The organism is Stenotrophomonas sp. YJH_SMC_43, from assembly GCF_059372535.1.
In genome coordinates this window covers 1,027,723-1,052,532 of record NZ_JCAFVQ010000003.1, presented here as the reverse complement: position 1 = coordinate 1,052,532, position 24,810 = coordinate 1,027,723, and the positions used below count along the sequence as shown (strand labels likewise).

Genomic DNA, 24,810 nt, shown 5'->3' with positions numbered 1-24,810 from the left:
TGCGGTAGCGCCGGGCCATGCCCGGCGTGCCGGGTTCGATGTGATGCCACCGCCGGGCATGGCCCGGCGCTACCGGTGGGGCCGGTCAGGCGTGGAACACGTCGCTCGAGGTCGGCGTGGTCGGAATCGGCGGCGCCGCGCGGCTGCCGCGGTGCACGAACATCTGCTTCCACGCGGCGTAGACCGCGCCGACATACAGCGGCATCAGCACCGTGGTCAGCACCAGCTGGGCGATGAAGGCCGCGGCCAGCGGGCCACCGATCAGCATCGCGATCTGGATCACGATCACGAACAGGATGTACATGCAGAACGCGGCGATCAGGCCGAGTGCGGCGAACACGAACATCGCGCCGATGTTCTCGATGCAGCCCTGCAGGCTCAGGCGCAGCGCATGCATGCCGCTCTGCTTGTCGAACACGACCAGCGCCGGCTGGGTGAACATCGCCAGCGACAGCGCCACCGCGCTCAGGAACACCAGCAGCATCCACAGCGCGATGCGCTTGGCCGGCAGGTTGGCGACCAGCGCCGCTGCATCGTCCGGCTTGATCTGCTGGCCACTGCGGCTGATCTCTTCCATCTTGGTCATGACCTCGCTGAAGGCGGTGAAGCCCTCGCGGCCGATCATCAGGAACAGCAGCGCGCCCAGCAGCAGCACCGCCAGCACCTGGATCGCCAGCGGCACCAGCAGGTGGCTGACGCGGTGGTCGCGGATCGGCTGCAGCAGGTGCGAGGCCAGGCCCGGGCGGCCTTCGTCGATCTCGCCCACGGCATACAGCATGCCGCCGAACATGATCGGCGAGATGGCCAGGGTCATCAGCTGTACGGCCATGCCGGCGGCGCCGGGAATCAGCGTCGACAGCAAGGTCACCACCCAGCTCACCAGCAGCCAGGTCAGGCCGATCCGGGCCAGCTGCAGCGGCGCACGCCGGTACAGCGAGAACGTATCCAGCAACCACTGGGCGCCCGCCGAAGCCGGCAGCTTGCGAATCTCTTTCATGGACATCCGGGAAGGACAGGAGGGGGCCGGGCGGCTGCCCGTGCCGCCGATTATCCCTGTTTTGCCGCCGGCTGGGCTGAAGACAGCCGCGCCTGGCGGACGAAGCGGCGCAACAGCTGGCGGGCCAGCGGCGCGGCGCTGACCGCACGCTCGATGCTGCGGGCACAACCGCCGTGGCGACCGATGCAGTCGGCACGGGCGCGCACGTAGCCGCGCATGTGGTGGGTGGCGAATTCCGGATGGAACTGCACGCCCCAGGCCTGGCGGCCCCAGCGGAAGGCATGGCAGCCGTCCAGTGGTGAGCGTGCCAGCACTTCGGCGCCATCAGGTGCGCGCAGCACGGTCTGCAGATGGGTGGCATGGGCGGCGAAATGCTGAGGCAGGCCCTGGAACAGCGGGTCCTGCGCCGCCTGCGGCTGCAGTTCCAGCTCGATCGTGCCCGATTCCCGCCCGGCCGGGTTGTAGGCCACTTCCCCACCCAGCGCGTGTGCCAGCAGCTGGTGGCCGTAGCAGATGCCGAACACCGGCAGATCGTCGTGGGCGGTCTGGCGCAGCCATGCGGCGCTGCGCTCGCTCCATTCGGCGTGGTCGGTGACGAAGGCGGCCGAGCCGGTCACCAGCACGCCAGCGAACGCATGTGGGTCGGGCAGAGCGCCACCGTGTTCGACATCGACCACCACCGTTTCGTGTTCTTCCAGCCCGGCGGCGACCCGGATCCAGTGCGGAAAGCGCCCGTAGCGGCGCAGCGACGGTACCGGGCGGCCGGTTTCAAGGATCAGGAACGGGGCTGGGTTCATCCGGGGGCGGCAGGACTGACAGGACTTCCTCGATTGTAGTCAGCCCCTGCGCCACCTTTTCAAGCCCGGCCTGGCGCAGGGTTCGCAGCCCTTCAGCCCGTGCGGCCCGGCTGAAACCGGCCAGATCCATGTCGGCACGGATCTGCCCGCGCAGCCGCGAGCCCAATGGCAGCAACTCATACAGCCCGATGCGGCCAAGGAATCCGGTGCGCCGGCACTCCAGGCAACCGACCGGCCGACAGGGCGTGGCGGCATCTGGATATGCAGCATGGCTATCAGCCAGCACCGCCCAATCGGCGGCGCCGAGGCTGTGCGGCTGCTTGCAGTGCGGGCACAGCGTGCGCACCAGGCGCTGGGCGAGGATGCCGTTGAGGGTGCTGGCCAGCAGGTAATGCGGCACGCCCAGGTCGAGCAGGCGGGTGACCGCCGACGGCGCATCGTTGGTATGCAGGGTGGACAGCACCAGGTGGCCGGTCAGCGAGGCCTGCACCGCCATCTGCGCCGTTTCCAGGTCGCGGATCTCGCCGATCATGATGATGTCCGGGTCCTGCCGCAGCAGGGTGCGCACGCCGCTGGCGAAGTCCAGGTCGATGTTGGTCTGCACCTGCATCTGGTTGAATTCGGGCGCGATCATCTCGATCGGGTCCTCTACTGTGCAGACGTTCACGTCCGGCGTCGCCAGCCGCTTCAGCGTGGAATACAGGGTGGTGGTCTTGCCCGAGCCGGTCGGGCCGGTCACCAGCACGATGCCGTGCGGGCGCTCGACCAGCGCATTCCAGCCGGCCGCTTCCTGCGGGCTGAAACCGAGCTGGTCGATGCTCTTGAAGGCAGCATCGGGGTCGAAGATGCGCATCACGCACTTCTCGCCGAAGGCGGTGGGCATGGTCGACAGGCGCATCTCGACTTCGCGGCCGCCCGGCGAGCGGGTCTTGATGCGGCCGTCCTGCGGGCGCCGGCGCTCGGCCAGGTCCATGCGGCCGAGTACCTTGATGCGGCTGACCACGGCGGTCATCACCGCCGGCGGTACCTCGAACACCTTGTGCAGCACGCCGTCGATGCGGAAGCGCATGCGCCCCATCTCGCGGCGTGGCTCCAGGTGGATGTCTGAGGCGCGCTGTTCGTAGGCGTACTGCAGCAGCCAGTCGACGATGTGCACGATGTGCTGGTCGTCGGCATTGACGTCGCCGGTGCGGCCCAGCTCCACCAGCTGCTCGAAGCTGGGCAGGGTGGTGTTGGCCTCGCCACGCACGTCGCCACGGGCGCCGCGCACCGAGCGGGTCACCCCGTAGAACTCCATGGTGTAGCGGTGCAGGTCCAGCGGGTTGACCACCGCCAGTTCGATGCGGCGGCGGGTCAGGTGCTGCAGGTCGCGGCGCCATTCCTGCACCAGTGGCTCACTGGTGGCCACCAGCACGCGCTCGGCATCCACCGCCAGCGGCAGGAAACGGTGGCGGCGCGCGTAGGCGTGGGAGACCAGCGCGGTCACCGCAGCGACGTCGACCCGGGTCGGGTCGATGCGCAGGTAGCGGCTGCCGGTACGCCGGGCCAGCCACTCGGTGAGGCGCTCCAGGGTCAGTTCGCCGCCGCCGGTGGCGGCCAGCTTGAGGTTGGACAGCAGCACCAGCGGATGCACTTCACTGGCGTTGCGTGCGCCCTGCGCGGAAAACCGCATGCGCTCGCGGTCCTGCTCGGCCACAAGGTCATCGGCGACCAGGGCCGCGGCAATCTGCTCGAAATGCAGCCGTCCCCAGGGCAGCGGGACGCCGCCCGCCTCGCCGGGCGTGCCTGCCGGCAGCCGATGTTCCATCTGCCTGCTCCTCCCGGGTACGGAATGCCCCGCAGGTCGGCCGTTATACTAGCGCACCCCCTTGCCGGCCAAGACTCGTACGCATGTCCGCGACCCCGACCGTTCCGATCACCTTCCAGGGCTTGATCCAGACCCTGAACCAGTTCTGGGCCCAGCAGGGCTGCGTGCTCATCCAGCCGCTCGACCTGGAGGTGGGGGCCGGTACCTTCCACCCGGCCACCTTCCTGCGTGCGATCGGGCCGGAAAGCTGGAACGCGGCCTACGTGCAGCCGTCGCGACGCCCGACCGACGGCCGTTACGGCGAGAACCCGAACCGCCTGCAGCGCTACTACCAGTACCAGGTGGCGATGAAGCCGGCGCCGGACAACATCCAGCAGCTGTACCTGGATTCGCTGAAGGCACTGGGCATCGATCCGCTGGTGCACGACCTGCGCTTCGTGGAAGACAACTGGGAATCGCCGACCCTGGGCGCCTGGGGCCTGGGCTGGGAAGTCTGGCTCAATGGCATGGAAGTGACCCAGTTCACCTACTTCCAGCAGGCCGGTGGCCTGGAATGCCGCCCGGTGCTGGGCGAGATCACCTACGGTCTCGAGCGCCTGTGCATGTACCTGCAGAACTGCGACAACGTCTACGACCTGGTCTGGACCTACGGCCCGGACGGCCAGCCGGTGACCTACGGTGACGTCTACCACCAGAACGAGGTGGAGCAGAGCACCTACAACTTCGAATACGCCGACGTGGAAGAGCTGTTCCACCGTTTCGACGCCTGCGAGCGTGAAGCGCAGAAGCTGGTGGAAGTGAACCTGCCGCTGCCGGCCTACGAGCAGGTGATGAAGGCCAGCCACACCTTCAACCTGCTCGATGCACGCCGTGCGATCAGCGTGACCGAGCGCCAGCGCTACATCCTGCGCGTGCGCGCGCTGGCCCAGGCGGTGGCCAAGGCGTACTACGAGCAGCGCGAGAAGCTGGGCTTCCCGGGCGCGAAGAAGGCCTGACGGCCGCTCCCTCCCTCTCTCAACTTCCGGGGCGCCGGACGCGTTGCGCGCTGCGCCCCCATCACAGGATCGAACCGATGAGCCAACTGTCCCCCCTGCTGATCGAACTGGGCACCGAGGAGTTGCCGGTCAAGGCGCTTCCGGGCCTGGCCCAGGCGTTCTTCGACGGAGTCGTCGAAGGCCTGCGCAAGCGCGGCGTCGCGCTGGAACTGGGCGATGCGCGCCCGCTGTCGACCCCGCGCCGACTGGCCGTGCTGCTGCCGGGCGTCGGCCTGGAACAGCCTGAGCAGCACAGCGAAGTGCTGGGCCCGTACCTGAACATCGCGCTGGACGCCGAAGGCCAGCCGACCAAGGCCCTGCAGGGTTTCGCCGCCAAGGCCGGGATCGACTGGACCGCGCTGGAAAAGACCACCGACAACAAGGGTGAGCGCTTCGTGCACCGCGCGGTGACCCCGGGCGCGAGCACTGCCAGCCTGCTGCCGGAGATTCTGCGCGAGGCAATCGCGGCAATGCCGATTCCCAAGCCGATGCGCTGGGGCGACCACGCCTGGGGCTTCGCGCGCCCGGCGCACTGGCTGGTGCTGTTGCACGGCGCCAACGTGGTCGAGGCCGAACTGTTCGGCCTGCAGGCTGGCCGCGTCAGCCGTGGCCACCGCTTCCACCACGACCAGACCGTGTCGCTGGCGCAGCCGCAGGACTACGTTGAAGCCCTGCGCGCTGCGTTCGTGCTGGTCGATCCGAGCGAGCGCCGTGCGCGCATCGTCGCCGAGGTCGAGGCCGCTGCGGCCAAGGCCGGTGGCAGCGCCCGCATCACCGACGACAACCTGGAGCAGGTGGTGAACCTGGTCGAGTGGCCGTCGGCGGTGCTGTGCAGCTTCGAGCGCGCGTTCCTGGCGGTGCCGCAGGAAGCGCTGATCGAGACGATGGAGATCAACCAGAAGTTCTTCCCGGTGCTGGATGACAGCGGCACGCTGACCGAGAAGTTCATCGGCATCGCCAACATCGAATCGAGGGACGTGGCCGAAGTGGCCAAGGGCTACGAGCGCGTGATCCGTCCGCGTTTCGCCGATGCCAAGTTCTTCTTCGACGAGGACCTGAAGCAGGGCCTGGTATCGATGGGCGACGGCCTGAAGACGGTGACCTACCAGGCCAAGCTGGGCAGCGTGGCCGACAAGGTGGCGCGCGTGGCCGCCCTGGCCGAAGTGATCGCGCCGCAGGTCGGTGCTGACGCCGCGCAGGCCAAGCGCGCCGCGCAGCTGGCCAAGAACGACCTGCAGTCGCGCATGGTCAACGAATTCCCGGAACTGCAGGGCATCGCCGGCCGCCACTACGCCGTGGCCGGCGGTGAATCGGCCGAGGTGGCGCTGGCCATCGACGAGGCCTACCAGCCGCGCTTCGGCGGTGACGACATCGCGCTGTCGCCGCTGGGCAAGGTGCTGGCGATTGCTGAACGCGTGGACACCCTGGCCGGTGGTTTCGCCGCAGGCCTGAAGCCGACCGGCAACAAGGACCCGTTCGCCCTGCGCCGCAACGCGCTGGGCCTGGCCCGCACGATCATCGAAAGCGGCTTCGAGCTGGACCTGCGCGCGCTGCTGGCCAGTGCCAACGCCGGCCTGGCCGCGCGCAACGTGCAGGCCGACATCGGCGAACTGTACGACTTCATCCTTGACCGCCTGAAGGGCTACTACGCTGACAAGGGCGTGCCGGCCACGCACTTCAACGCCGTGGCCGAGCTGAAGCCCGCGTCGCTGTATGACTTTGACCGCCGCCTGGATGCGATCGGCACCTTCGCCGCGCTGCCGGAAGCCGAAGCGCTGGCCGCGGCCAACAAGCGCATCCGCAACATCCTGCGCAAGGCCGAAGGCGAGATTCCCGGCCAGATCGACCCGGCGCTGCTGCAGGAAGACGCCGAGCGCGCGCTGGCCGAAGCGGTCACCGCCGCCATCGACGACACCGGCGCCAGCCTCCACCAGAAGGATTACGTGGCCGTGCTGGCGCGTCTGGCGCGCCTGCGCCCGCAGGTCGACGCGTTCTTCGATGGCGTGATGGTCAACGCGGAAGATCCGGCGCTGCGTGGCAACCGCCTGGCGTTGCTGACGATGCTGGGCGAGCGCCTGGGCAAGGTCGCGGCAATCGAGCATCTGTCGAGCTGAGATGTAGTGCCAAGCATGCTTGGCACCCACCGGTAGTGCCGGTGGATGTCCATCGGGGTCATTGCCGGCATCGCGCACGATGCCGGCATCCTCGCCTGCGATCACGATGATCGCCACAAAGGCGCGTATTTTGACCGCCACTTAACAACCGATCCCCAATGACGTGATGCATTTCGCATCGTCACCTTCGGTCGGTATGCTGTGCCGCATGCAGCCAAAGAAATACGCCCTGCCGCTGATGGTCCTGTCGCTGGCCGCCACCTCTGTGGTCCACGCGCGCGGCACCATCGACAAGGTGGACATCAAGGGATTGGACAAGGGCGACGACGCCGCAATCATCGAGAACATCCAGGAATCGCTGTCGCTGTACGACACGATCGGCAAGGAACAGGGCGAATCGCGCCTGGAGTACCTGCTGTCGCAGGCCGAGCGGCAGACCCGCCAGGCACTGGAACCGTTCGGGTACTACAACCCGGTGATCAAGGTCGAGGCGCCGCGCGTGGACGAGCACGTGCGCGTGCTGATCCATGTCGACAAGGGCACCCCGGTGACCGTCCGCCGCGAGCACATCGACATCACCGGACCGGCGATGTACGACCAGTACCTGCAGGACGACCTGGCCGCGTTCAAGCCGCGCAAGGGCCAGCGTTTCGAGCACACGCAGTACGAAGCCAGCAAGATCACCGTCACCCGTCGCCTGGCGGAGCGTGGTTATTTCGATGCCGACTACACCCAGCGCCAGGTGCAGATCACCCGTGCCGACAACGCCGCCGACATCGACCTGACCTGGGACAGCGGTCGCCGCTACAACATGGGGCCGGTGCGTTTCGAGCAGGACTACTTCGTCGACAAGCTGTTCGACCCGCTGGTGTACTGGGACCAGGGCAGCTACTTCCACGAGGGTAAGCTGGACCGGCTGCGCGAGTCGCTGACCAAGCTGGACTATTTCAGCGTGATCGACATCCAGCCGCGGCCCGACCAGGCCGATGCGAATGGCGAAGTGCCAGTGGATGTGAAGTTGACCCGTGCCAAGCGCACCATCTACACCGCGGGTCTGAGCTACGGCAGCGAGAGTGGCCCGGGTGTGCGCGGTGGCATCGAACGGCGGTGGCTGAACAACCGCGGCCACAAGATGAACACGCAGCTGGACTATGCGCAGAAGCGCAAGAGCCTGGTCACCAGCTACCGCATTCCGGCCTTCAACTGGCTTGATGGCTGGTACACCTTCGCTGCCAGTGCGTATGACGAGCAGACCGACTACATCGACCTGCGCAACTTCAAGCTGATCGCCAGCCGCAGCGGCGAGATCAACGAACACTGGACCGCGATCGCCTCGATCAACGCGCTGCGCGAGCGCTGGCGCTATGCCTCGGGCACCGAATTCACCGACGCGGTCTACAACACCTCGACGCTGGTCTACCCGCAGCTGGTCGCCGACTACGTCGACGTCGATGACGAGCTGTTCCCGCGCAAGGGCATCAGCGGTACTGCGACGATGCGCGCCGGTGTGGAAGGTGCGGGTTCGGACACCAGCTTCGTACAGGCCAATGCGGTGCTGCGCTGGTATATCCCGGTGGGCGAAAGCAACCGCCTGATCCTGCGCGGCGAGGGTGGCACCACTTGGACCAGCGATCTGGTGGCGATGCCGCCGAGCCTGCGCTACTTCGCCGGTGGTGACCGCAGCATCCGCGGCTATGCCTACCGCGAGGTGGGCCCGCGGACCCCTGCACCGGACAAATACGCGCTGGGTGCCAAGAACCTGGTGATCGGCTCGGCCGAGTACGAGCACTATTTCAATGGTGGCCCCTGGGGTGCGGCGGTGTTCGTCGATACCGGCAGCGCCTTCGACAACACCATTGATCTGCACACCGGCGTCGGCTTCGGCGTGCGCTGGAAATCGCCGGTGGGCCCGGTGCGCGTGGATATCGCGCATGGCTTGAACAACCCCGATTCGCAGTTCCAGCTGTACCTCAACATCGGAGCGGACCTGTGAGTACGCCCGCACCCACTCCGAACCCGACCACGCCGCCGCGCGTGCGCTTCTACCGCCGCCGCCGCTTCTGGGCCTGGTCGGGTGTGGGCGTGCTGGGCCTGGTGCTGCTGGCCCTGCTGGCGGTCTACTGGCTGCTGCAGACCGTAGCCGGCCGTGACGTGCTGCTGGCACAGGTGGTGGCGCGGCTGCCGGTGGGCGCCAGCTTCACCTGGGACAAGGTGGACGGCCCGGTGGCCGGCCCGCTGACCCTGTACAACGTCGACTTCCGCTACGACGACATCCATTTCCACGCCGAGCGCGCGCACCTGGAGCCGGACCTGCGCCCGCTGCTGGGCCGCAAGCTGCTGCTGGACAAGCTGGAGCTGACCAACGCGACGCTGAACCTGGCCAAGAGTGACGAGCCGTTCAAGCTGCCGTCGTGGCCGGATTCGCTGCCGCAGATCGAGATGCCGTTGGCGATCCAGGCCGATGCCATCGCCATCGATGGCTTCCGCATCAGCCAGGCCAACGAGCCGGTGATCGACATCAGCCGCGTGCGTGGCGGCATCGAGATCGCCAACGGCGAGTTCCAGGCGCACAAACTGGTGGTGGACAGCGACATGGGCAATTTCACTGCCCAGGGCCGCTATATCCCGGCCAAGGACTACGACACCGACGTGACCGTCACCGCCGTGCTGCCGGCGCCGCGTGGCCGCACGGCCGCCACCGTCGGCCTGGTCGCCCGTGGCGACCTGTCGCACATGGAAGTGGCCGTAGCTGGGCGCGCGCCGAAGCCGCTGCACGCGATGCTGGTGTTCGATGGCCGCACCGATCCGAGCTGGAGCGCCAGCATCCGCAGCGACGAGCTGGATCTGGCGCTGCTGTCGCCGGCACTGGCCAGTTCGGCGATCACACCACTGGCACTGGACTTCACCGCTGCCGGCAAGGGTGGCAACGCCAACCTGCGTGGCAAGGTGAAGCAGGGCGATCAGGCACTGGAACTGGCACCGTCGGTGGTGTCGCTGAAGGACCAGGTGCTGAAGGTCTCACCGCTGCTGGTGAAGGGGCTTGGCGGTGAGGTGCGCCTGGAAGGCACCGCCGATTTCAGCCAGGAAGACCAGCAGAAGCTCAACTTCTCGGTGGTCGCCCATGATCTGACCTACGTACCGGCGCCCGATCCGAACACCGCCGGCAGCGCACCGGTGCCGGTCACCCTGAAGGAAGCACGCTTCGGTCTGGCCGGTACCCTGAAGGCCTGGGCGGCGATCGGCCGCGCCGAGGTCGAGCGCGACGCGCAGAAGGCGCAGCTGCACTTCGACGTGCGCGGCAACGATCAGGCCGCGTCGATCCACCAGTTGCAGGCGCAGACGCCGGGTGGCCAGCTGCAGGTGGAAGGCCAGGTGGCGTGGGCACCGCAGCTGGACTGGGATGCCAAGGCCACGCTGAAGGATTTCGACCCCGGCTATTTCGTGCCGGGCTGGAATGGCCGCCTGTCCGGCAACCTGGCCTCCAAGGGCCGCCAGCTGCCGCCGCCGGCAAACGCACCGCCGGGTACCGCCGGCACGCTGGAAGCCACGGTCGATCTGCCGTCGTTGAAGGGCGTGTTGCGCCAGCGCAACCTCGACGCGCAGGGCAAGTTCGCGCTGCAGGGCGCGCAGGGCCAGGGTGACCTGAAGCTGTCGCTGGGCAGCAGCCGGGTGACCGCGTCGGGCAAGGTCGGTGATCGCCTCGACATCGATGCACGCTTTGAGCCACTGCAGCTGAGCGATCTGCTGCCGGGCGCCGATGGCGGCCTGCGTGGCCAGGTACAGGTGAAGGGCCCGCGCGATGCGCCGGACATCACCGCCGACCTGGTCGGCAACAACCTCAACTGGGACGGCTACGGCGCCGAGAGCGTGAGCATCAAGGGCCACCTGCCGTGGCGCGGCGACAGCGGCACGCTGGCGATCCAGGGCCAGCAGGTCAATGCCGGCATGCTGCTGGAACGCTTGAACGTGGATGCGCAGGGCAGTGTCTCCAACCTGCGCCTGGCCGCGCAGACCCGCAACGAGATGGGCGCGATCGAGCTGCAGGGCAGCGTCCGCCAGCAGGGCGCGCAGTGGCGTGGCGAGCTGGCCGCGCTGCGCATCGCACCGGTGAAGGGCGATGCCTGGTCGCTGCGTGCACCGGCGGCGTTCGCGATCAACGGCAGCACCTACACCCTGGGCGAAGCCTGCCTGGCCGCGACCAGCAGCGGCACGCTGTGCGCACAGGCCAACTGGCCGCGCGAGGGCCTGGTGGTGCGCAGTGATGCACTGCCGCTTGCGCTGGTGCAGCCGTGGTTGCCACCGCAGTCCGGCCGTCGCATCTACCTGCGTGGCGATGTCAGCCTGGACGCGCAGATCCGCCCGCGCGGCAATGCATGGGAAGGCCATGTGGAAGTGCGCTCGAAGGAAGGCGGCGTGCGCCTGGGTGAGAACCGCAACACCGTGGGGGACACCACCCGCGGCGAGCTGGTGCGCTATGACCAGTTCTCGCTCAAGCTCGACATGACCCCGGCCAGCATCAAGGGCTATCTGGGCATGGGCTTCCAGGGCAACGGCTTCGTCGATGCCAGGATGCAGACCGGCTGGGAAGCCAGTGCACCGCTGAACGGCGAGCTCTACCTCAATATGTCGCGGCTGTACTGGCTGGAGCTGTTCTCGCCGGACATCGTGCGACCGACCGGCCTGATCGAGGGCCACGTCAGCCTGCGTGGTACGCGTGGCCAGCCGTCGCTGGGTGGCGACGCGCAGCTGAGCAACTTCAAGGGTGAATTCCCCGCGCTGGGCCTGACCTTCGACCAGGGCAAGGGCAGCTTCGTGGCGCAGCCCGACGGTTCGGCCAAAATCACCGCGCAGGCCAACTCTGGTCAGGGCACGCTGTACGTGGATGGTGGCCTGTCCTGGTTTGGCGATGCACAGCCGCTGCAGCTGAAGATCCACGGCGAAAACGTGCTGCTGTCCAACACCAGCGAGCTGCGCATCGTCGCCAATCCCAACCTCGACTTCACCCTGGCCAAGGCGGCGATGGAGCTGCGTGGCACCGTGCACGTGCCCGAGGCCGACATCGATCTCGAACGCCTGGACCGTGGCACCTCGGTGTCCGAAGACGTGGTGGTGCTGGACCCGGCCGATCCGGAGGAGTCGCGCACCTCGCCGCTGGACATGGACCTGACCGTCAGCCTTGGCGACAAGGTGAAGATGACCGGCTTCGGCCTGAAGGGTGCGCTGACCGGCAAGATGCAGGTCTGGGCCAAGCCTGGCCGCGAAATGACCGCCAATGGCGGGCTGGAAGTCAGTGGCCGCTACAAGGCGTACGGTCAGGACCTGACCATCACCCGTGGCAACCTCACCTGGAACTACAACGCGGTGTCCGACCCGCGCATCAACATCCGTGCCGAGCGCCGGATCGGTGATGTCACCGCCGGCATCGACGTGACCGGGCGTGCGCAGCAGCCGCGTGCGGACGTGTGGTCCGAGCCGGCGATGTCGCAGTCCGAAGCACTGGCCTACCTGGTGCTGGGCCGCAGCCTGACCGGTGCCAGCAGCGACCAGACCCAGCAGGTCAACGCGGCTTCCGCGGCGCTCTCGGCCGGCAGCGGCCTGCTGGCTTCGCAGCTGGGCGCCAAGCTGGGCCTGGACGACGCCGGTGTGAGCCAGTCGCGCGCGCTGGGCGGCTCGGTGATCGGTGTCGGCAAGTACATCTCGCCCAAGCTGTACGTCGGCTACGGCGTGTCGCTGGTCGGTGCCGGTTCGGTGATCACGCTGAAGTACCTGCTGCGTCGCGGCTTCGACGTGGAAGTGGAATCGAGCACGGTGGAAAACCGTGGGTCGATCAACTGGCGGCGGGAGAAATGACCGGGTCGGGGGCGGTGCCCTTTCGTTGAGAGGGTCCGACCCCCGGCTTCTTCAGCTGCGGCGCAGCCGCTGGCGGTGCCCGGACAGGTCCATGCTCCACAGCAGCAGCGCACCCAGCAGCGCCGGCAGCACGCTGAGCACGGACAGCATCACCAGGAATGACACTGGCAATTCCATGCGGACGGGCTTGCCCCGGCGCAGCTGGTAGCGGATCCATGCCGTGGCCAGCACGGTCCAGGCCAGCAGCCAGCACAGCGGTGCCAACCACAGCGAAGGCGAGGGCACCCACAGGTAGACGGCGGTACCGACCGCTGCGATGGCTGCGCAGGCGACCGGCAGGGTCAGCCAACGCAGCCGGGAAGGCGGCACGGACGGGTCTTCAGGGGCGCTCTGCCAGACGAACAGATGACGCAGGCCAATGGCCAGCAGCGTGCCGAGCAGTGGCGCCAGCGCTGCCGTGCCCAGCACGATCGCCCTGCGCTGCTCTTCCGACTGGTAGGGCAGCAGCGTGCTGGCGATCTGGGTGGTGGCCAACGCGATGAAGGCCATCAACGTCAGCGCCACGCTTGCCAGCAGTGCACGCAGCAATGACAACTGTGCCGCGGTGAGGCGGGTGACATCGCTGGCGCCGGCCCAGAAACGGGCTTGGCCCGCATCGATGCCGGGCGGCAGAGGACGGTCCTCCTGGCAGCCCAGTACGTCCATCAACGCTGCGGCCTGGCGCGGCACGCGCAGCGGCAGCGCGGACATCAGGTTGCGCAGGTGCGAACGCGGTTCGCGCAGCTGCTGAAGGCGGCTGGCAGCGTCATCGTGGCTGGTCCAGCGCCCGCCACGCGCCTCCATCTGCTGGGCCAGCAGATCGGTCTGCGCGGGCAGTTGCAGCCAGTCCTGCCAGGCGTGTTCGGCCAGCTCGCGCAGTTCGCCTGGTGCCAGGCCGCAGCCCGCGTCGTCCCAGCCGAAGGCCTGGTAAAGCGCCGCGGCTTCGGACAGGTTCATGGGCGCCTGCCGCGCGCGCAGCGCCTGCAGCACCCTGGCACTGGCTTCAGCGCGCTCGTCCAGGGACCACTGGCTGCGCAGGCCCTGCAGGTATACCGCGAAAGGCTGCGGGTCGGTGGATTTGGCGCGCTCCAGCAGGTCCATCCAGTTGCTCATGGGTTTGCCTCGTGTGGGGGCTGCAGGCTTGAACGATCACTGTCTGCATTGCCGGGGGAGCTGGAAAATACCCCGCGGAGGATTGCGATGGTGGCCAGCAGGGCGCACGTCAGAAGCAGTGCCAAAGTGACCGTTCGCCGCGTGAAGCGTCTGCGTGACGGCACGGAATGGTGCAGGGCGTCGCATGCGGCCGCCCAGAACATGACCTGCCTGCGCTGCAATGGCGGTGGGAGCGCCACGTGCGCCATCACAGGCACGCCGACAAGGTAATGCAGCGTTTCACGCATTTCGTGCCGCGTGCGCGCGGACAGCGCCTGGATGTGCGCGCGCAGTGGGTGCCAGGGGCCACTGAGCCGGGCGACACGGGTGCGGGCCTGCACCACCGAAACCGGCGCATTCTCGAGATGCATGTAACGGGCGAGCGCGGTCTCGTTGCCTGGCACCAGCAACCAGCACAGGTGCATGCTGTGGCCGAGGGCGGCCATGTCGTAGCACTCGCGGATACTGTCCCGGTCATACCACTGGAAGCGGTCGGCCAGCTGCTCGAAGTTCGCTTGCGGGAACGGCGTAGTGCCCTTCATCAGCCGTTGCCAGGTTGCCAGGTTCACCGCGCCAGCATCCGCAGGGGGCTGCAGTTCCGGGGACTGCTGCAGCCAGGCTGCGAAGTCTGCCGGATCGCGTTGCTGACCGTTGCGGACGATGCGGTCGGCAAGCGCCTCGGCGGCAGATGGCCCTGTCGAATGCGTGGTGCCCAGATCGATTCCTGCGATCATCGGTCCTTCCCTGGTATCCGTGCCTGATTCTAGCCAGCATCGGTGCCCCCAACCATCGGCCGTTGCCCCATCCGGCCCCAGCGGCTATGGTCCCGGGCTGTTCTGTCGTACCGGATTGCCTCATGTCACCACGCAAAGCCCTTCCCACCGCCCTGGCCCTGGGCCTGACCCTCGCCGCAGGTGCCCACGCCGACGAAGGCATGTGGATGCCGACCCAGCTGCCGGAACTGGCCAAGCCGCTGCAGGCAGCCGGTTTCAAGGGCAATCCGGCCGACCTGGCCAACGTCACTGCGCCGCCGCTGAGCGCGGTGGTGCGTGCCGGTGGCGGCACCGGTTCGTTCGTGTCCGCCGACGGCCTGCTGCTGACCAACCACCACGTGGCGATGGGCGTGATCCAGTACAACAGCTCGCCCGAGCACGACCTGATCAACGGTGGCTTCATCGCCAAGGACCGTGCCGACGAGCGTCCGGCCAACCCGGACTTCCGCGTGCTGGTCACCGTCGGCTTCGACAAGGTGACCGACCAGGTGCTGGCGCAGGCGCGTGGCAAGACCGGTCGCGCCTACTTCGACGCCGTCGATGCGGCCAGCAAGCAGATCGTGGCCGATTGCGAGAAGGACGGCAGCGTGCGCTGCTCGGTGGCCAACATGTACTACGGCACCGACTTCTACCGCATCGCCCAGCTGGAACTGAGCGACGTGCGCCTGGTGTATGCGCCGCCGCGTGCGATCGGCAACTACGGCGATGAGATCGACAACTTCATGTGGCCGCGCCACACCGGCGACTTCACCCTGCTGCGCGCCTACGTGGGCAAGGACGGCAAGCCGGCCGCCTACAGCAAGGACAACGTGCCCTACCAGGCACCGGCACACCTGCAGATGTCGGTGGAAGGCCCGAAGGAAGGCGACTACGCGATGCTGGCCGGTTACCCGGGCATCACCTACCGCCACCGTACCGCCGCCGAGTTCGCCGGCCAGATCGATACCGTGCTGCCGCGCCGCGTGTCGGTGTTCCAGCAGATGATCGACACCATCGAGGCCGCCACCGCCAAGGACGCGCAGGCGCGTACCCGCTATGCCTCGCAGCTGCAGTCGCTGAAGAACAACCGCAAGCGCGCCGCTGGCGAACTGGAAGGCCTGCTGCGCAGCGACGCCAAGGCCCAGCGTGCCGCCGACGAGACCGCGATGCTGGCCGCGACCGACCGCAAGTACCAAGGCGACATCAAGGCGTTGCTGGCCAACCTGTCGCAGGGCGCGGCGGTGGGCGAGCGTGACCTGCTGCTGGATCAGATGGCTGCGCAGAGCCAGTTGCTGCGCTCGGCACTGCTGCTGGAGCGCCTGCGCATCGAATCGGCGAAGCCGGACGCGCAGCGCGAGAGCGGTTACCAGCAGCGCGACCAGGCGATGATCGAAGGCGTGCTCAAGCAGGTCCAGCGCCGCTACGCACCGGAGGTCGAGAAGGCCCTGCTGACCACCTTGCTGACCCGCTACCAGCAGCTGCCGGACGCGCAGCGCGTGGCCGAGTTCGACGCGGCCTTCGGCCGTACCCCGGAGCAGCTGGCCAAGGCGCTGGACACCCTCTATGCCGGCACCCAGCTGGGTGACGAGGCGCAGCGCCTGTCGCGCTTCACTGCCGCACGCGAGGGCAAGGCACTTGCCGCCGATCCGCTGATCGCCGTGGCCGGCCCGCTGGTGGCCGCGCAGCTGCGCATCGAAAACGAGAGCAAGACCCGCGAAGGCGAGCAGCTGCGCCTGCGCCCGGCGTACATGCAGGCGCTGTTCGCCTGGCGTGCCAAGCAGGGCCGTGCGGTGTACCCGGACGCCAACCGCACCCTGCGCATCAGCTACGGCAAGGTCGAGGCGCTGCACCCGCGCGATGGCGTGACCTACTCGCCGGTGACCACCGTGGCCGGCATCGTCGAGAAGAACACCAACGCCTATCCGTTCGACGCACCCAAGCCGCTGCTGGCCGCGATCGCCAAGGGTGACTTCGGCAGCACCGCCGACCCGGCGCTGAAGACCCAGACTGTCAACTTCCTGACCAACCTGGACACCACCGGCGGCAACTCCGGCTCGCCGGTGCTCAACGCCAAGGGCGAACTGATCGGCCTGAACTTCGACAGCAACTGGGAATCGGTCAGCGCCAGCTGGTGGTTCGACCCGCGCTACAAGCGCGCCGTGCACGTGGACATGCGCTACCTGCGCTGGCTGCTGGCCAAGGTCTACCCGGCACCCGAGCTGCTGAAGGAAATGGGCGTACCGGCCCAGTAAACCGGTACCTGGCAGGCGCCCACCGCTTCCTGGTGGGTGCCCATTGATTCCCGGTAGGTGCCCACTGTCAGTGGGCACGGATGTCCCCGTACCGACCAACGGTCGTGACCCACCAGACGGACCAATGGTCGTGACCCACCACCATGACCTACCCGCACGACCAGCGGTCGTGATCTACTGACCCCTGTCCTGACGGAAACGCACGCGTGGTCTCCAGCTGGATCCTGCTGCTGGTCTCGGTTGCCTATGCCGCGCTGCTGTTCGGCGTGGCGTGGTGGGGTGACCGTCGACCGATGTACCCCGACCGGCCGTGGCTGCGGCCGGTGGTCTACAGCCTGGCGCTGGCCGTGTACTGCTCGTCGTGGACCTTCTACGGCGCGGTCGGCACCGCCGTGCGCAACGGCGTGGGCTACCTGCCCATCTACATCGGCCCGCTGCTGCTGCTGCTGTTCGGCTGGCGCATCATCGAGCGCCTGGCGCTGATCGCGCGCAGCCAGAACGTGGTTTCCATCGCCGATTTCATCTCTTCGCGCTTCGGCCGTTCGCGGCGGCTGGCGGCGTTGGTGGCGATCATCGCGCTGATTGGCATCATTCCGTACCTGGCCCTGCAGTACAAAGCAGTGGCGATGAGCCTGCAGGTACTGACCGGCAACACCGGCCCGACCGGCTTCTTCACCGATCCGGCGCTGTACGTGGCGCTGCTGATGGCGTTGTTCGCCACCCTGTTCGGCACCCGCCAGGTCGATGCCACCGAGCACCACCACGGCATGATGCTGGCGATCGCCTTCGAATCGGTGATCAAGCTGCTGGCGATGGTGGCGGTGGGCGTGTTCGCCTACCTGTGGCTGAGCAACCGCACCGACGCGGTGGTCGAGTCGGTGCATACGCTGTTCACCGGCCTGCCGCCGGTGGGATTCATCTCGCAGACGCTGCTGAGTTTCCTGGCCATCATCTGCCTGCCGCGCCAGTTCCACGTGGCCGTGGTCGAATGTGGTGACGTGCGCGATGTGCGCCGCGCGCGCTGGATGTTCGGTGGCTATCTTGTGCTGATCTCGGGCATGGTGCTGCCAATCGCCACCGCCGGCGTGACCCTGTTCGGCACCGGCGGCAGCGTTGCCGATGACTCGATGGTGCTGGCGCTGCCGCTGGCCGAAGGCCGCAACGCGCTGGCACTGATCGCCTATGTGGGCGGTTTCTCTGCCGCCACCGGGATGGTCATCGTCTCGTCCATCGCGCTGGCCACCATGGTCAGCAACGACCTGGTGATGCCGGTGCTGCTGCGCCGCAGTGGCGACCACCAGGAAGCGGCCGATGTCGCCTCGCGCGTGCTGTGGATCCGCCGCCTGGCGATCCTGCTGCTGGCGCTGATGGCCTACAGCTACTACCGCACCAGCAGCAACGACAGCACGCTGGCGTCGTACGGCCTGATGGCGTTCGCTGCAGTGGCGCAGTTCGCACCGGGCCTGATCGGCGGCCTGTACTGGCGTGGCGCCAGCCGGCGTGGCGTCGAGATGGGCATGCTGCTCGGCTTCGCGACATGGCTGTACACGCTGCTGCTGCCGGCGATGACCATGGCCGGCTGGGTTGATGCCGCCTGGGTGCAGCACGGTCCGTTCGGCATCGAGTGGCTGCGTCCGCAGCAGCTGTTCGGCATGACCGGCTGGGATCCGCTGACCCACGGCACGTTCTGGTCGCTGCTGGTCAACGCGGCGACGATGATGCTGGTGTCCGCACGCTGGCGACCCGGTGTCGACGAGCGCCTGCGCGCCGCGCCGTTCCTCGACCCGTATGCCGAACGCCCGTCGGTGGCCGGCGGCTGGCCCGGCCACGTGCATGTGGGCGATCTGCTGGCACTGGCCTCGCGCGTGGTCGGCGAGCGCCATGCGCGGCGTTCGTTCTTCGAGCAGGCGCAGTCGCTGGGCCGTGAACTGCAATCCTCCGCGCCTGCAGACCGCCCGTGGGTGCAGTTCACCGAACGCCTGCTGGCCGCGTCGATCGGCGCGGCATCCGCACGCCTGTTGCTGACCAGCCTGCTGCGTGGCTCGGGCATGGACCTGGGCGAAGTGGTGGCAGTGCTGGACGAAGCCGGGCAGGAGCTGCGCTTCAACCGCGAGATCCTGTCGACCACGCTGGAGAACATCAGCGCCGGGGTCAGCGTGGTCGATCCGGACATGCGCCTGACCGCATGGAACCGCCGGTACCAGGACATGTTCGGCTACCCCGACGGGATGCTCTACGTGGGCCGCCCGGTGGCCGACCTGATCCGTTACAACGCCGAGCGCGGCGAACTGGGCGAGGGCGATATCGAAGTGCAGATCAACCGCCGCATCGGCTACATGCGCGCCGGTTCACCGCACGTGTTCGAGCGCACCCGCAGCGACGGCAAGGTGATCGAGATGCGCGGGCAGGCGCTGCCCGGCGGCGGTTACGTGACCAGCTACAACGACATCACCGACTACAAGCATGCGGAAAAAGCACTGCTGGAAGCCAACGAGACGCTGGAACAGCGCGTCGCCGAGCGCTCGCATGAGGCCGAGGTCGCGCAGCAGTCGAAGACGCGGTTCCTGGCAGCGATCAGCCATGACGTACTACAGCCGTTGAACGCCGCGCGCCTGTTCGCTTCCGCGCTGCGCGACAGCGACCACGTGAGCGATGAGCAGAAGCACCTGGCCGAACGCGTGGATGCGTCGCTGCGCGCGGCCGAAGAACTGCTGGATGGCCTGCTGGACGTGTCGCGGCTGGATGCCGGTGGCCTGCACCCGGTGATCGGCGAGTTCGACGTGAGTGCGTTGATGCGCGAACTGGCGGCGCAGTACACGCCGGTCGCCGCCGGTCGTGGCCTGCGCCTGGACCTGTTCGCGCGCCCGGCGTGGGTGCGCAGTGATCGCCGCCTGCTGCGCCGCGTGCTGCAGAATTTCCTGGCCAACGCGTTGCGCTACACCCGCCAGGGGCGCATCGTGCTGGCGGTGCGCCATCGTGGCGACGAAGTGGAGCTGCAGGTATGGGATACCGGTCCCGGCATTCCCGAGCACCACATGCGGCAGATCTTCGATGAGTTCCACCGTTACCAGCAGCCGTTCGACTGGGGCGAGCAGGGTCTGGGGCTGGGCCTGTCGATCTGCCAGCGCATCTCGCGCCTGCTTGACCATCGCCTCAATGCGCGCAGCCGCGTCGGCAGCGGCTCGATGTTCTCGATCATCCTGCCGCGTGTGGCGCCGTTGCCGGGCTACGCCGAGCTGGCAACGCCGGTACAGGCGGTGGCCGCACCGGTGCGCAGCGATTCGCTGGCCGGCCTGCGCGTGCTGTGCGTGGACAACGATGAGGAGATCCTCGACGGCATGCGTGCATTGCTTGGCCGTTGGCAGGTGCAGGTGATCACTGCCGCCACCGTCGACCAGGCGCTGGAGAAGATCGCCGAGCGCCCGCAGGTGATGCTGGTGGACTACCACCTGCACGACCGCATGGATGGCCTGGATGCGCTGGTGGCACTTCGCGAGGCTGCGGGCTACCCGTTGCCCGGCGCGCTGCTGACCGCCGATGGTCGCGACGAGTTGAAGCGGATGGCGCGCGAACGCGGCTACCGCGTGCTGACCAAGCCGATCAAGCCGGCCTCGCTGCGCGCCTTCCTGGGCGCGCTGCGCGATGCCGGCAACAACGATGCCTGACGTGCAACTGTAGAGCCGAGCCTACGCTCGGCTCCGGCACGCAGTGCGGGGCTGATATAGCCATCGCTATACAAACCAGCCCTGCCTGCGCGTTTCGCCGCAGATGCGCCATGCGCGAATCGCGGTGCTAAGCTGCGCGTCCCCTTGGGGAGTAGCCGGATTCCTTCGCAGGAATCGTCCACGTCAACACACTCGGCCAGTGCGCCGTGGCGTGGACAACCATGATGGTTGGCGAGACCAGCGGCCCGCGCGCGCAACGTCAGGTTGGGCGCGAGCGCGAGCCGTGCGTCCGTCCTAGCCCGACCTCAGCAGCCGCCAATGTCCCCCATTTCGATCCTCCTGATCGGCTTTGCCATGTCCACCGATGCCTTCGCCGCGGCGATCGGCAAGGGTGCGGCCATGCGCAAGCCGGTGTTCCGCGATGCGCTGCGCGCCGGCATCATCTTCGGCGTCATCGAGGCGATCACACCGATCATCGGCTGGTTGCTCGGCCGTGCCGCCCTGCAGTACGTGGAAGCGTTCGACCACTGGATCGCCTTCGGCCTGCTCGGTGCGCTGGGCATCCACATGATCTACAACGGCCTGCGTCCGGACAGCGCCGAGGAAGACGAAGATCCTTCGCAGCACCACGGCTTCTGGAAGCTGGCGCTGACCGGTTTCGCCACCAGCATCGATGCGATGGCGGTGGGTATCGGCCTGGCTTTCATGGACGTGCATATCGGTGTGATGGCCGCAGTCATCGGCCTGTGCACGCTGACCATGGTCACCGTCGGCATCATGCTCGGCCGCGTGCTGGGCAGCATGGTCGGCAAGCGCGCCGAGATCATCGGTGGCGTGATCCTGGTGATCATCGGCGCGACGATCCTGTACGAACACCTGCACGGCGTGGGGTAACGCCTGTTCCTGTAGAGCCGAGCCCATGCTCGGCTGCTTCGCGCGCCAGCCGAGCATGGGCTCGGCTCAACCTCAGGGTGTTGGCTGACAAGCATTGCGGTGTTGCACTGATGGAAGGGCTGTCATGCGTGCCATAGCCTCTTCGCGTGGCCAGTCCCGCACTCCGCTTTGGTCGCTGGTCGCAGACCGGCAATGTCTACGCGATCACGGCTGTGACACGCGCACGCCGTCCTTGGTTCGACGACAAGGCCAACGTCGATCTGCTGATCGAAGCACTGCGCACCGTAGAGCGAACGGGGCGGACCTCCTCCCTCGCCTGGGTGGTGATGCCGGATCATCTGCATTGGCTGTTCGAACTCCGTACCGGCACGCTTGCCGGCTGCATGCAGATCCTCAAATCACGGAGCGGGCGTTCCATCGGCAGGCGCGCTGATGCCAACGCGCCGATCTGGCAGCCGGGATACTACGACCACGCGCTGCGCAGCGATGAATGCCTGCACACGCAGGCGGTGTATATCGCGGCCAATCCGGTGCGTGCTGGGCTGGCCACGCGCATCGGGGAATACCCCTATGTGTGGAGTCGATGGCCGCTTGAGGAGTGATTGGTATTGAGGCAAAGAGCAGCCGAGCGTGGGCTCGGCTCTACAGGGGCATCATGACGTCTGTAGAGCCGAGCCCATGCTCGGCTCCATAGTCGGTCACAATCAGTCTTCTTCCGGCGGCAGTACGATGGCGTCGTCGTCGATGGCCAGCTTGCCGGCCATCAGCACGGCCTGGGTGCGGTTGGTTACGCCGAGCTTGCGCAGGATGGCGGTGACGTGGGCCTTGATCGTTGCTTCGGAGACGTTGAGGTCGTAGGCGATCTGCTTGTTCAAGCGGCCGGCGCCGAGCATCTGCAGGACGCGGAACTGCTGCGGGGTCAGCTCGCGCAGGCGCTGGCCGACTTCGCGTTCTTCGCTGCCGGTGGGCGGCACGTTGTGCGCCTCCGGCGGTGCCCAGGTCTCGCCATCGAGGATGGTGCCGAGTGCATGGCCGATGGTGTCCGAGTCGGCCGATTTGGGAATGAAGCCGAGCGCACCGTGGTCGAGCGCGCGACGCATCACCGTGGCTTCTTCGCGCGCGGACACCACCACCACCGGCAGCTGCGGATGCAGTGAGCGCATGTGCACGAGTGCGTTGAAGCCCTGCGCACCCGGCATGTTGAGGTCCATCAGGACCAGGTCGGCGTCGTTGTGCTGATCGGCCAGCGCGTACAGTGCTTCCACGCTGTCGGCCTCGAACAGTTGTACGCCCGGGATGACCCGCTGCACGGCCCCACGCAGGGCTTCGCGGAACAGCGGGTGGTCATCGGCAATCAGGAGGGTGGTCATGGGTCGAGCTTATCGATCAGGAAAAAGAGCGACGTGATGGCAGGTGCAGGACGGGTCGGACGCCGCCGGGTCCCTCCTCCCGGCCACGTCCCTGGCGCGTCCTGCGCCTGCAGTCACGCCATCAGCGCACCTTGCGCTCGTCCACCAGCGACGCCACCACCGACGGATCGGCCAGGGTCGAGGTGTCGCCGAGCTGGTCCGGCGCGTTCTCGGCGATCTTGCGCAGGATGCGGCGCATGATCTTGCCCGAGCGGGTCTTCGGCAGGCCCGGCGCCCACTGCAGGTGGTCCGGCGTGGCGATCGGGCCGATTTCCTTGCGTACCCACGCGACCAGTTCCTTCTGCAGTTCGTCGCTCGGCGCTTCTTCGGCCACCAGGGTCACGTAGGCATAGATGCCCTGGCCCTTCACGTCGTGCGGGAAGCCGACCACGGCCGCTTCGGCCACCTTCGGGTGCGAGACCAGCGCGCTTTCCACTTCGGCGGTGCCGATGCGGTGGCCGGACACATTGATCACGTCGTCAACGCGGCCGGTGATCCAGTAATAGCCGTCTTCGTCGCGGCGACACCCGTCACCGGTGAAGTAGCTGCCCGGGTAGGTGCGGAAATACGTATCGATGAAACGCTGGTGGTCGCCGTACACCGTGCGCATCTGGCCCGGCCAGGAGTCGCGGATGATCAGGTTGCCCTCGGTCGGGCCGTCCTGGATCTCGCCATCGGCATTGACCAGCGCCGGCTGCACGCCGAAGAAGGGCAGGGTGGCCGAACCCGGCTTCAGATCCATCGCACCGGCCAGCGGCGAGATCAGGATGCCGCCGGTCTCGGTCTGCCACCAGGTATCGACGATTGGGCAGCGGCTGTCGCCGACCACCTCGTAGTACCAGCGCCAGGCCTCCGGGTTGATGGGTTCGCCCACGCTGCCGAGCAGGCGCAGCGACGCGCGCGAGGTCTTCTTCACCGGTTCCTCGCCTTCGCGCATCAGTGCACGGATGGCGGTCGGGGCGGTGTAGAAGATGCTCACCTTGTGCTTGTCGATGACGTTCCAGAAGCGTGAGGTATCCGGGTAGTTCGGCACGCCTTCGAACATCAGCGAGGTCGCGCCGTTGGCCAGCGGACCGTACACGATGTAGCTGTGGCCGGTGACCCAGCCGACGTCGGCGGTGCACCAGTAGATGTCGTCCTCGCGCAGGTCGAACACCGCTTCATGGGTGTAGGCCGCGTACAGCAGGTAACCGCCGGTGGTGTGCAGCACGCCCTTCGGCTTGCCGGTGGAACCGGAGGTGTAGAGGATGAACAGCGGGTCTTCCGCGTTCATGCGTTCCGGTTCGCAGGTGGCCGGCTGGCTGTCCACCACATCGTGGAACCAGCGGTCGCGCGGGGCCTGCATGTCCACCGCGCCGCCGGTGTGGCGCACCACCAGTACGGTTTCAACCGTGTTCGTGCCCGGCAGCTTCAGCGCGGCATCGACGTTGGCCTTCAGCGGAATCCTGCGGCCACCGCGCAAGCCCTCGTCGGCGGTGATGATCAGCTTGCTCTGGCAGTCACTGACGCGGTCGGCAATCGAGTTCGGCGCGAAGCCACCGAATACCACCGAGTGGATCGCACCGATGCGGGCGCAGGCCAGCATGGCCACCGCGGCGTCGACAATCATTGGCAGGTAGATGGTGACCCGGTCGCCCTTCTTGACGCCGAGGTTGCGCAGCGCGTTGCCGAGGCGGCAGGTGCGCTCGTACAGCTCGCGATACGTGACGTGCTGGGCCGGTGCATCCGGGCCGTCCGGCTCGAACAGCAGGGCGGTCTTGTCGCCGCGCGTTTCCAGCTGGCGATCCAGGCAGTTCACGCTGGCATTGAGTTCGCCATCTTCGAACCACTTGATGTGGAAGTCGGACAGGTCGTAGCTGACGTTCCTGATCTTCGTCGGCTTGCGCATCCACTGCAGGCGCTCTGCCGCCTTGCCCCAGAAACCATCCGGGTCGGTCACCGAAGCCTGGTACTGCTGTTCGTACGACGTCTTGTCGATGCGTGCCTTGGCGGCGAACTGCGGATCGACGGGGTAGATATCAGCCATGGCACCCTCACTTGCACGTTGA

General features: G+C 67.4%; 15 protein-coding genes. 8 read left to right on the top strand and 7 right to left on the bottom strand.

The window, feature by feature from the left end:
• Positions 1–85 precede the first annotated feature (85 nt).
• From AC5QAH_RS16965 to AC5QAH_RS16955, 3 genes are read right to left on the bottom strand one after another with little or no spacing between them, the layout of a single operon-like run.
• Complete coding sequence (locus tag AC5QAH_RS16965) at positions 86–997, bottom strand: BPSS1780 family membrane protein (RefSeq protein ID WP_010482409.1); 912 nt, start codon at positions 995–997, stop codon at positions 86–88.
• A 50-nt stretch (positions 998–1,047) separates the two neighbouring features.
• A complete protein-coding gene (locus AC5QAH_RS16960; RefSeq protein WP_010482408.1) occupies positions 1,048–1,794 on the bottom strand; it encodes a glutamine amidotransferase in 747 nt (248 codons plus the stop codon).
• Positions 1,766–3,601, bottom strand: coding sequence for a GspE/PulE family protein (locus AC5QAH_RS16955; RefSeq protein WP_049413208.1), 1,836 nt, complete (start codon positions 3,599–3,601; stop codon positions 1,766–1,768). The genes AC5QAH_RS16960 and AC5QAH_RS16955 overlap by 29 nt, the downstream gene beginning before the upstream one ends.
• Positions 3,602–3,684: 83 nt before the next feature.
• On the opposite strand from AC5QAH_RS16955, the gene glyQ reads away from it, so the two are divergent.
• The 4 genes from glyQ (at position 3,685) to AC5QAH_RS16935 (ending at position 12,599) form a co-directional block, all read left to right on the top strand.
• Positions 3,685–4,596 carry a glycine--tRNA ligase subunit alpha gene (glyQ, locus tag AC5QAH_RS16950; protein ID WP_019337946.1) on the top strand — a complete coding sequence of 304 codons (912 nt, stop codon included), beginning with the start codon at positions 3,685–3,687 and terminating at the stop codon, positions 4,594–4,596.
• A gap of 77 nt (positions 4,597–4,673) precedes the next feature.
• The gene (gene glyS, locus AC5QAH_RS16945; protein WP_049454228.1) at positions 4,674–6,749 is read left to right on the top strand and encodes a glycine--tRNA ligase subunit beta; all 2,076 of its coding nucleotides are present in this window, start codon (positions 4,674–4,676) and stop codon (positions 6,747–6,749) included.
• Positions 6,750–6,945: 196 nt separating this feature from the next.
• Positions 6,946–8,742: a BamA/TamA family outer membrane protein gene (locus AC5QAH_RS16940; RefSeq protein WP_100050037.1), complete on the top strand. Its 1,797-nt coding sequence runs from the start codon at positions 6,946–6,948 to the stop codon at positions 8,740–8,742.
• A complete protein-coding gene (locus tag AC5QAH_RS16935; protein WP_171955262.1) occupies positions 8,739–12,599 on the top strand; it encodes a translocation/assembly module TamB domain-containing protein in 3,861 nt (1,286 codons plus the stop codon). The genes AC5QAH_RS16940 and AC5QAH_RS16935 overlap by 4 nt, the downstream gene beginning before the upstream one ends.
• A gap of 51 nt (positions 12,600–12,650) precedes the next feature.
• On the opposite strand, the gene AC5QAH_RS16930 is transcribed toward AC5QAH_RS16935, so the two are convergent.
• Together AC5QAH_RS16930 and AC5QAH_RS16925 are read right to left on the bottom strand one after the other, a co-directional pair.
• A complete protein-coding gene (locus AC5QAH_RS16930) occupies positions 12,651–13,751 on the bottom strand; it encodes a hypothetical protein (RefSeq protein ID WP_049454225.1) in 1,101 nt (366 codons plus the stop codon).
• On the bottom strand, positions 13,748–14,524 hold the full coding sequence (locus tag AC5QAH_RS16925) for a hypothetical protein (RefSeq protein WP_019337941.1): 777 nt from the start codon (positions 14,522–14,524) through the stop codon (positions 13,748–13,750). Before AC5QAH_RS16925 ends, AC5QAH_RS16930 begins: the two co-directional genes overlap by 4 nt.
• A 122-nt stretch (positions 14,525–14,646) precedes the next feature.
• Between AC5QAH_RS16925 and AC5QAH_RS16920 the strand changes: the two genes are divergently transcribed.
• The 4 genes from AC5QAH_RS16920 (at position 14,647) to AC5QAH_RS16905 (ending at position 21,955) form a co-directional block, all read left to right on the top strand.
• Positions 14,647–16,794: a S46 family peptidase gene (locus AC5QAH_RS16920; RefSeq protein WP_049454223.1), complete on the top strand. Its 2,148-nt coding sequence runs from the start codon at positions 14,647–14,649 to the stop codon at positions 16,792–16,794.
• A 206-nt stretch (positions 16,795–17,000) separates the two neighbouring features.
• Positions 17,001–20,459 (top strand): hybrid sensor histidine kinase/response regulator, encoded by a 3,459-nt coding sequence (locus tag AC5QAH_RS16915; protein ID WP_049454222.1) that lies wholly within the window; start codon positions 17,001–17,003, stop codon positions 20,457–20,459.
• Positions 20,460–20,777: 318 nt separating this feature from the next.
• A complete protein-coding gene (locus tag AC5QAH_RS16910; RefSeq protein ID WP_010482394.1) occupies positions 20,778–21,353 on the top strand; it encodes a manganese efflux pump MntP in 576 nt (191 codons plus the stop codon).
• A 146-nt stretch (positions 21,354–21,499) separates the two neighbouring features.
• A complete protein-coding gene (locus AC5QAH_RS16905) occupies positions 21,500–21,955 on the top strand; it encodes an REP-associated tyrosine transposase (RefSeq protein WP_049413198.1) in 456 nt (151 codons plus the stop codon).
• 102 nt (positions 21,956–22,057) lie between these two features.
• Here AC5QAH_RS16905 and AC5QAH_RS16900 read toward each other — a convergent pair whose 3' ends face one another.
• Both AC5QAH_RS16900 and acs read right to left on the bottom strand, forming a co-directional pair.
• The gene (locus AC5QAH_RS16900) at positions 22,058–22,723 is read right to left on the bottom strand and encodes a response regulator transcription factor (RefSeq protein WP_005420420.1); all 666 of its coding nucleotides are present in this window, start codon (positions 22,721–22,723) and stop codon (positions 22,058–22,060) included.
• Between the two features lie 121 nt (positions 22,724–22,844).
• Complete coding sequence (gene acs / locus AC5QAH_RS16895) at positions 22,845–24,788, bottom strand: acetate--CoA ligase (protein ID WP_049413195.1); 1,944 nt, start codon at positions 24,786–24,788, stop codon at positions 22,845–22,847.
• Positions 24,789–24,810: the final 22 nt, after the last annotated feature.

What these genes read in the sequence shown, in the direction of transcription:
- glyQ (WP_019337946.1), top strand. Translation starts at nt 3,685, where the DNA reads ATGTCCGCGACCCCGACCGTTCCGATCACCTTCCAGGGCTTGATCCAG.
- AC5QAH_RS16920 (WP_049454223.1), top strand. Translation starts at nt 14,647, where the DNA reads ATGTCACCACGCAAAGCCCTTCCCACCGCCCTGGCCCTGGGCCTGACC.
- glyS (WP_049454228.1), top strand. Translation starts at nt 4,674, where the DNA reads ATGAGCCAACTGTCCCCCCTGCTGATCGAACTGGGCACCGAGGAGTTG.
- AC5QAH_RS16960 (WP_010482408.1), bottom strand. Translation starts at nt 1,794, where the DNA reads ATGAACCCAGCCCCGTTCCTGATCCTTGAAACCGGCCGCCCGGTACCG.
- AC5QAH_RS16955 (WP_049413208.1), bottom strand. Translation starts at nt 3,601, where the DNA reads ATGGAACATCGGCTGCCGGCAGGCACGCCCGGCGAGGCGGGCGGCGTC.
- acs (WP_049413195.1), bottom strand. Translation starts at nt 24,788, where the DNA reads ATGGCTGATATCTACCCCGTCGATCCGCAGTTCGCCGCCAAGGCACGC.
- AC5QAH_RS16965 (WP_010482409.1), bottom strand. Translation starts at nt 997, where the DNA reads ATGAAAGAGATTCGCAAGCTGCCGGCTTCGGCGGGCGCCCAGTGGTTG.
- AC5QAH_RS16900 (WP_005420420.1), bottom strand. Translation starts at nt 22,723, where the DNA reads ATGACCACCCTCCTGATTGCCGATGACCACCCGCTGTTCCGCGAAGCC.
- AC5QAH_RS16925 (WP_019337941.1), bottom strand. Translation starts at nt 14,524, where the DNA reads ATGATCGCAGGAATCGATCTGGGCACCACGCATTCGACAGGGCCATCT.
- AC5QAH_RS16910 (WP_010482394.1), top strand. Translation starts at nt 20,778, where the DNA reads ATGTCCCCCATTTCGATCCTCCTGATCGGCTTTGCCATGTCCACCGAT.
- AC5QAH_RS16930 (WP_049454225.1), bottom strand. Translation starts at nt 13,751, where the DNA reads ATGAGCAACTGGATGGACCTGCTGGAGCGCGCCAAATCCACCGACCCG.
- AC5QAH_RS16940 (WP_100050037.1), top strand. Translation starts at nt 6,946, where the DNA reads ATGCTGTGCCGCATGCAGCCAAAGAAATACGCCCTGCCGCTGATGGTC.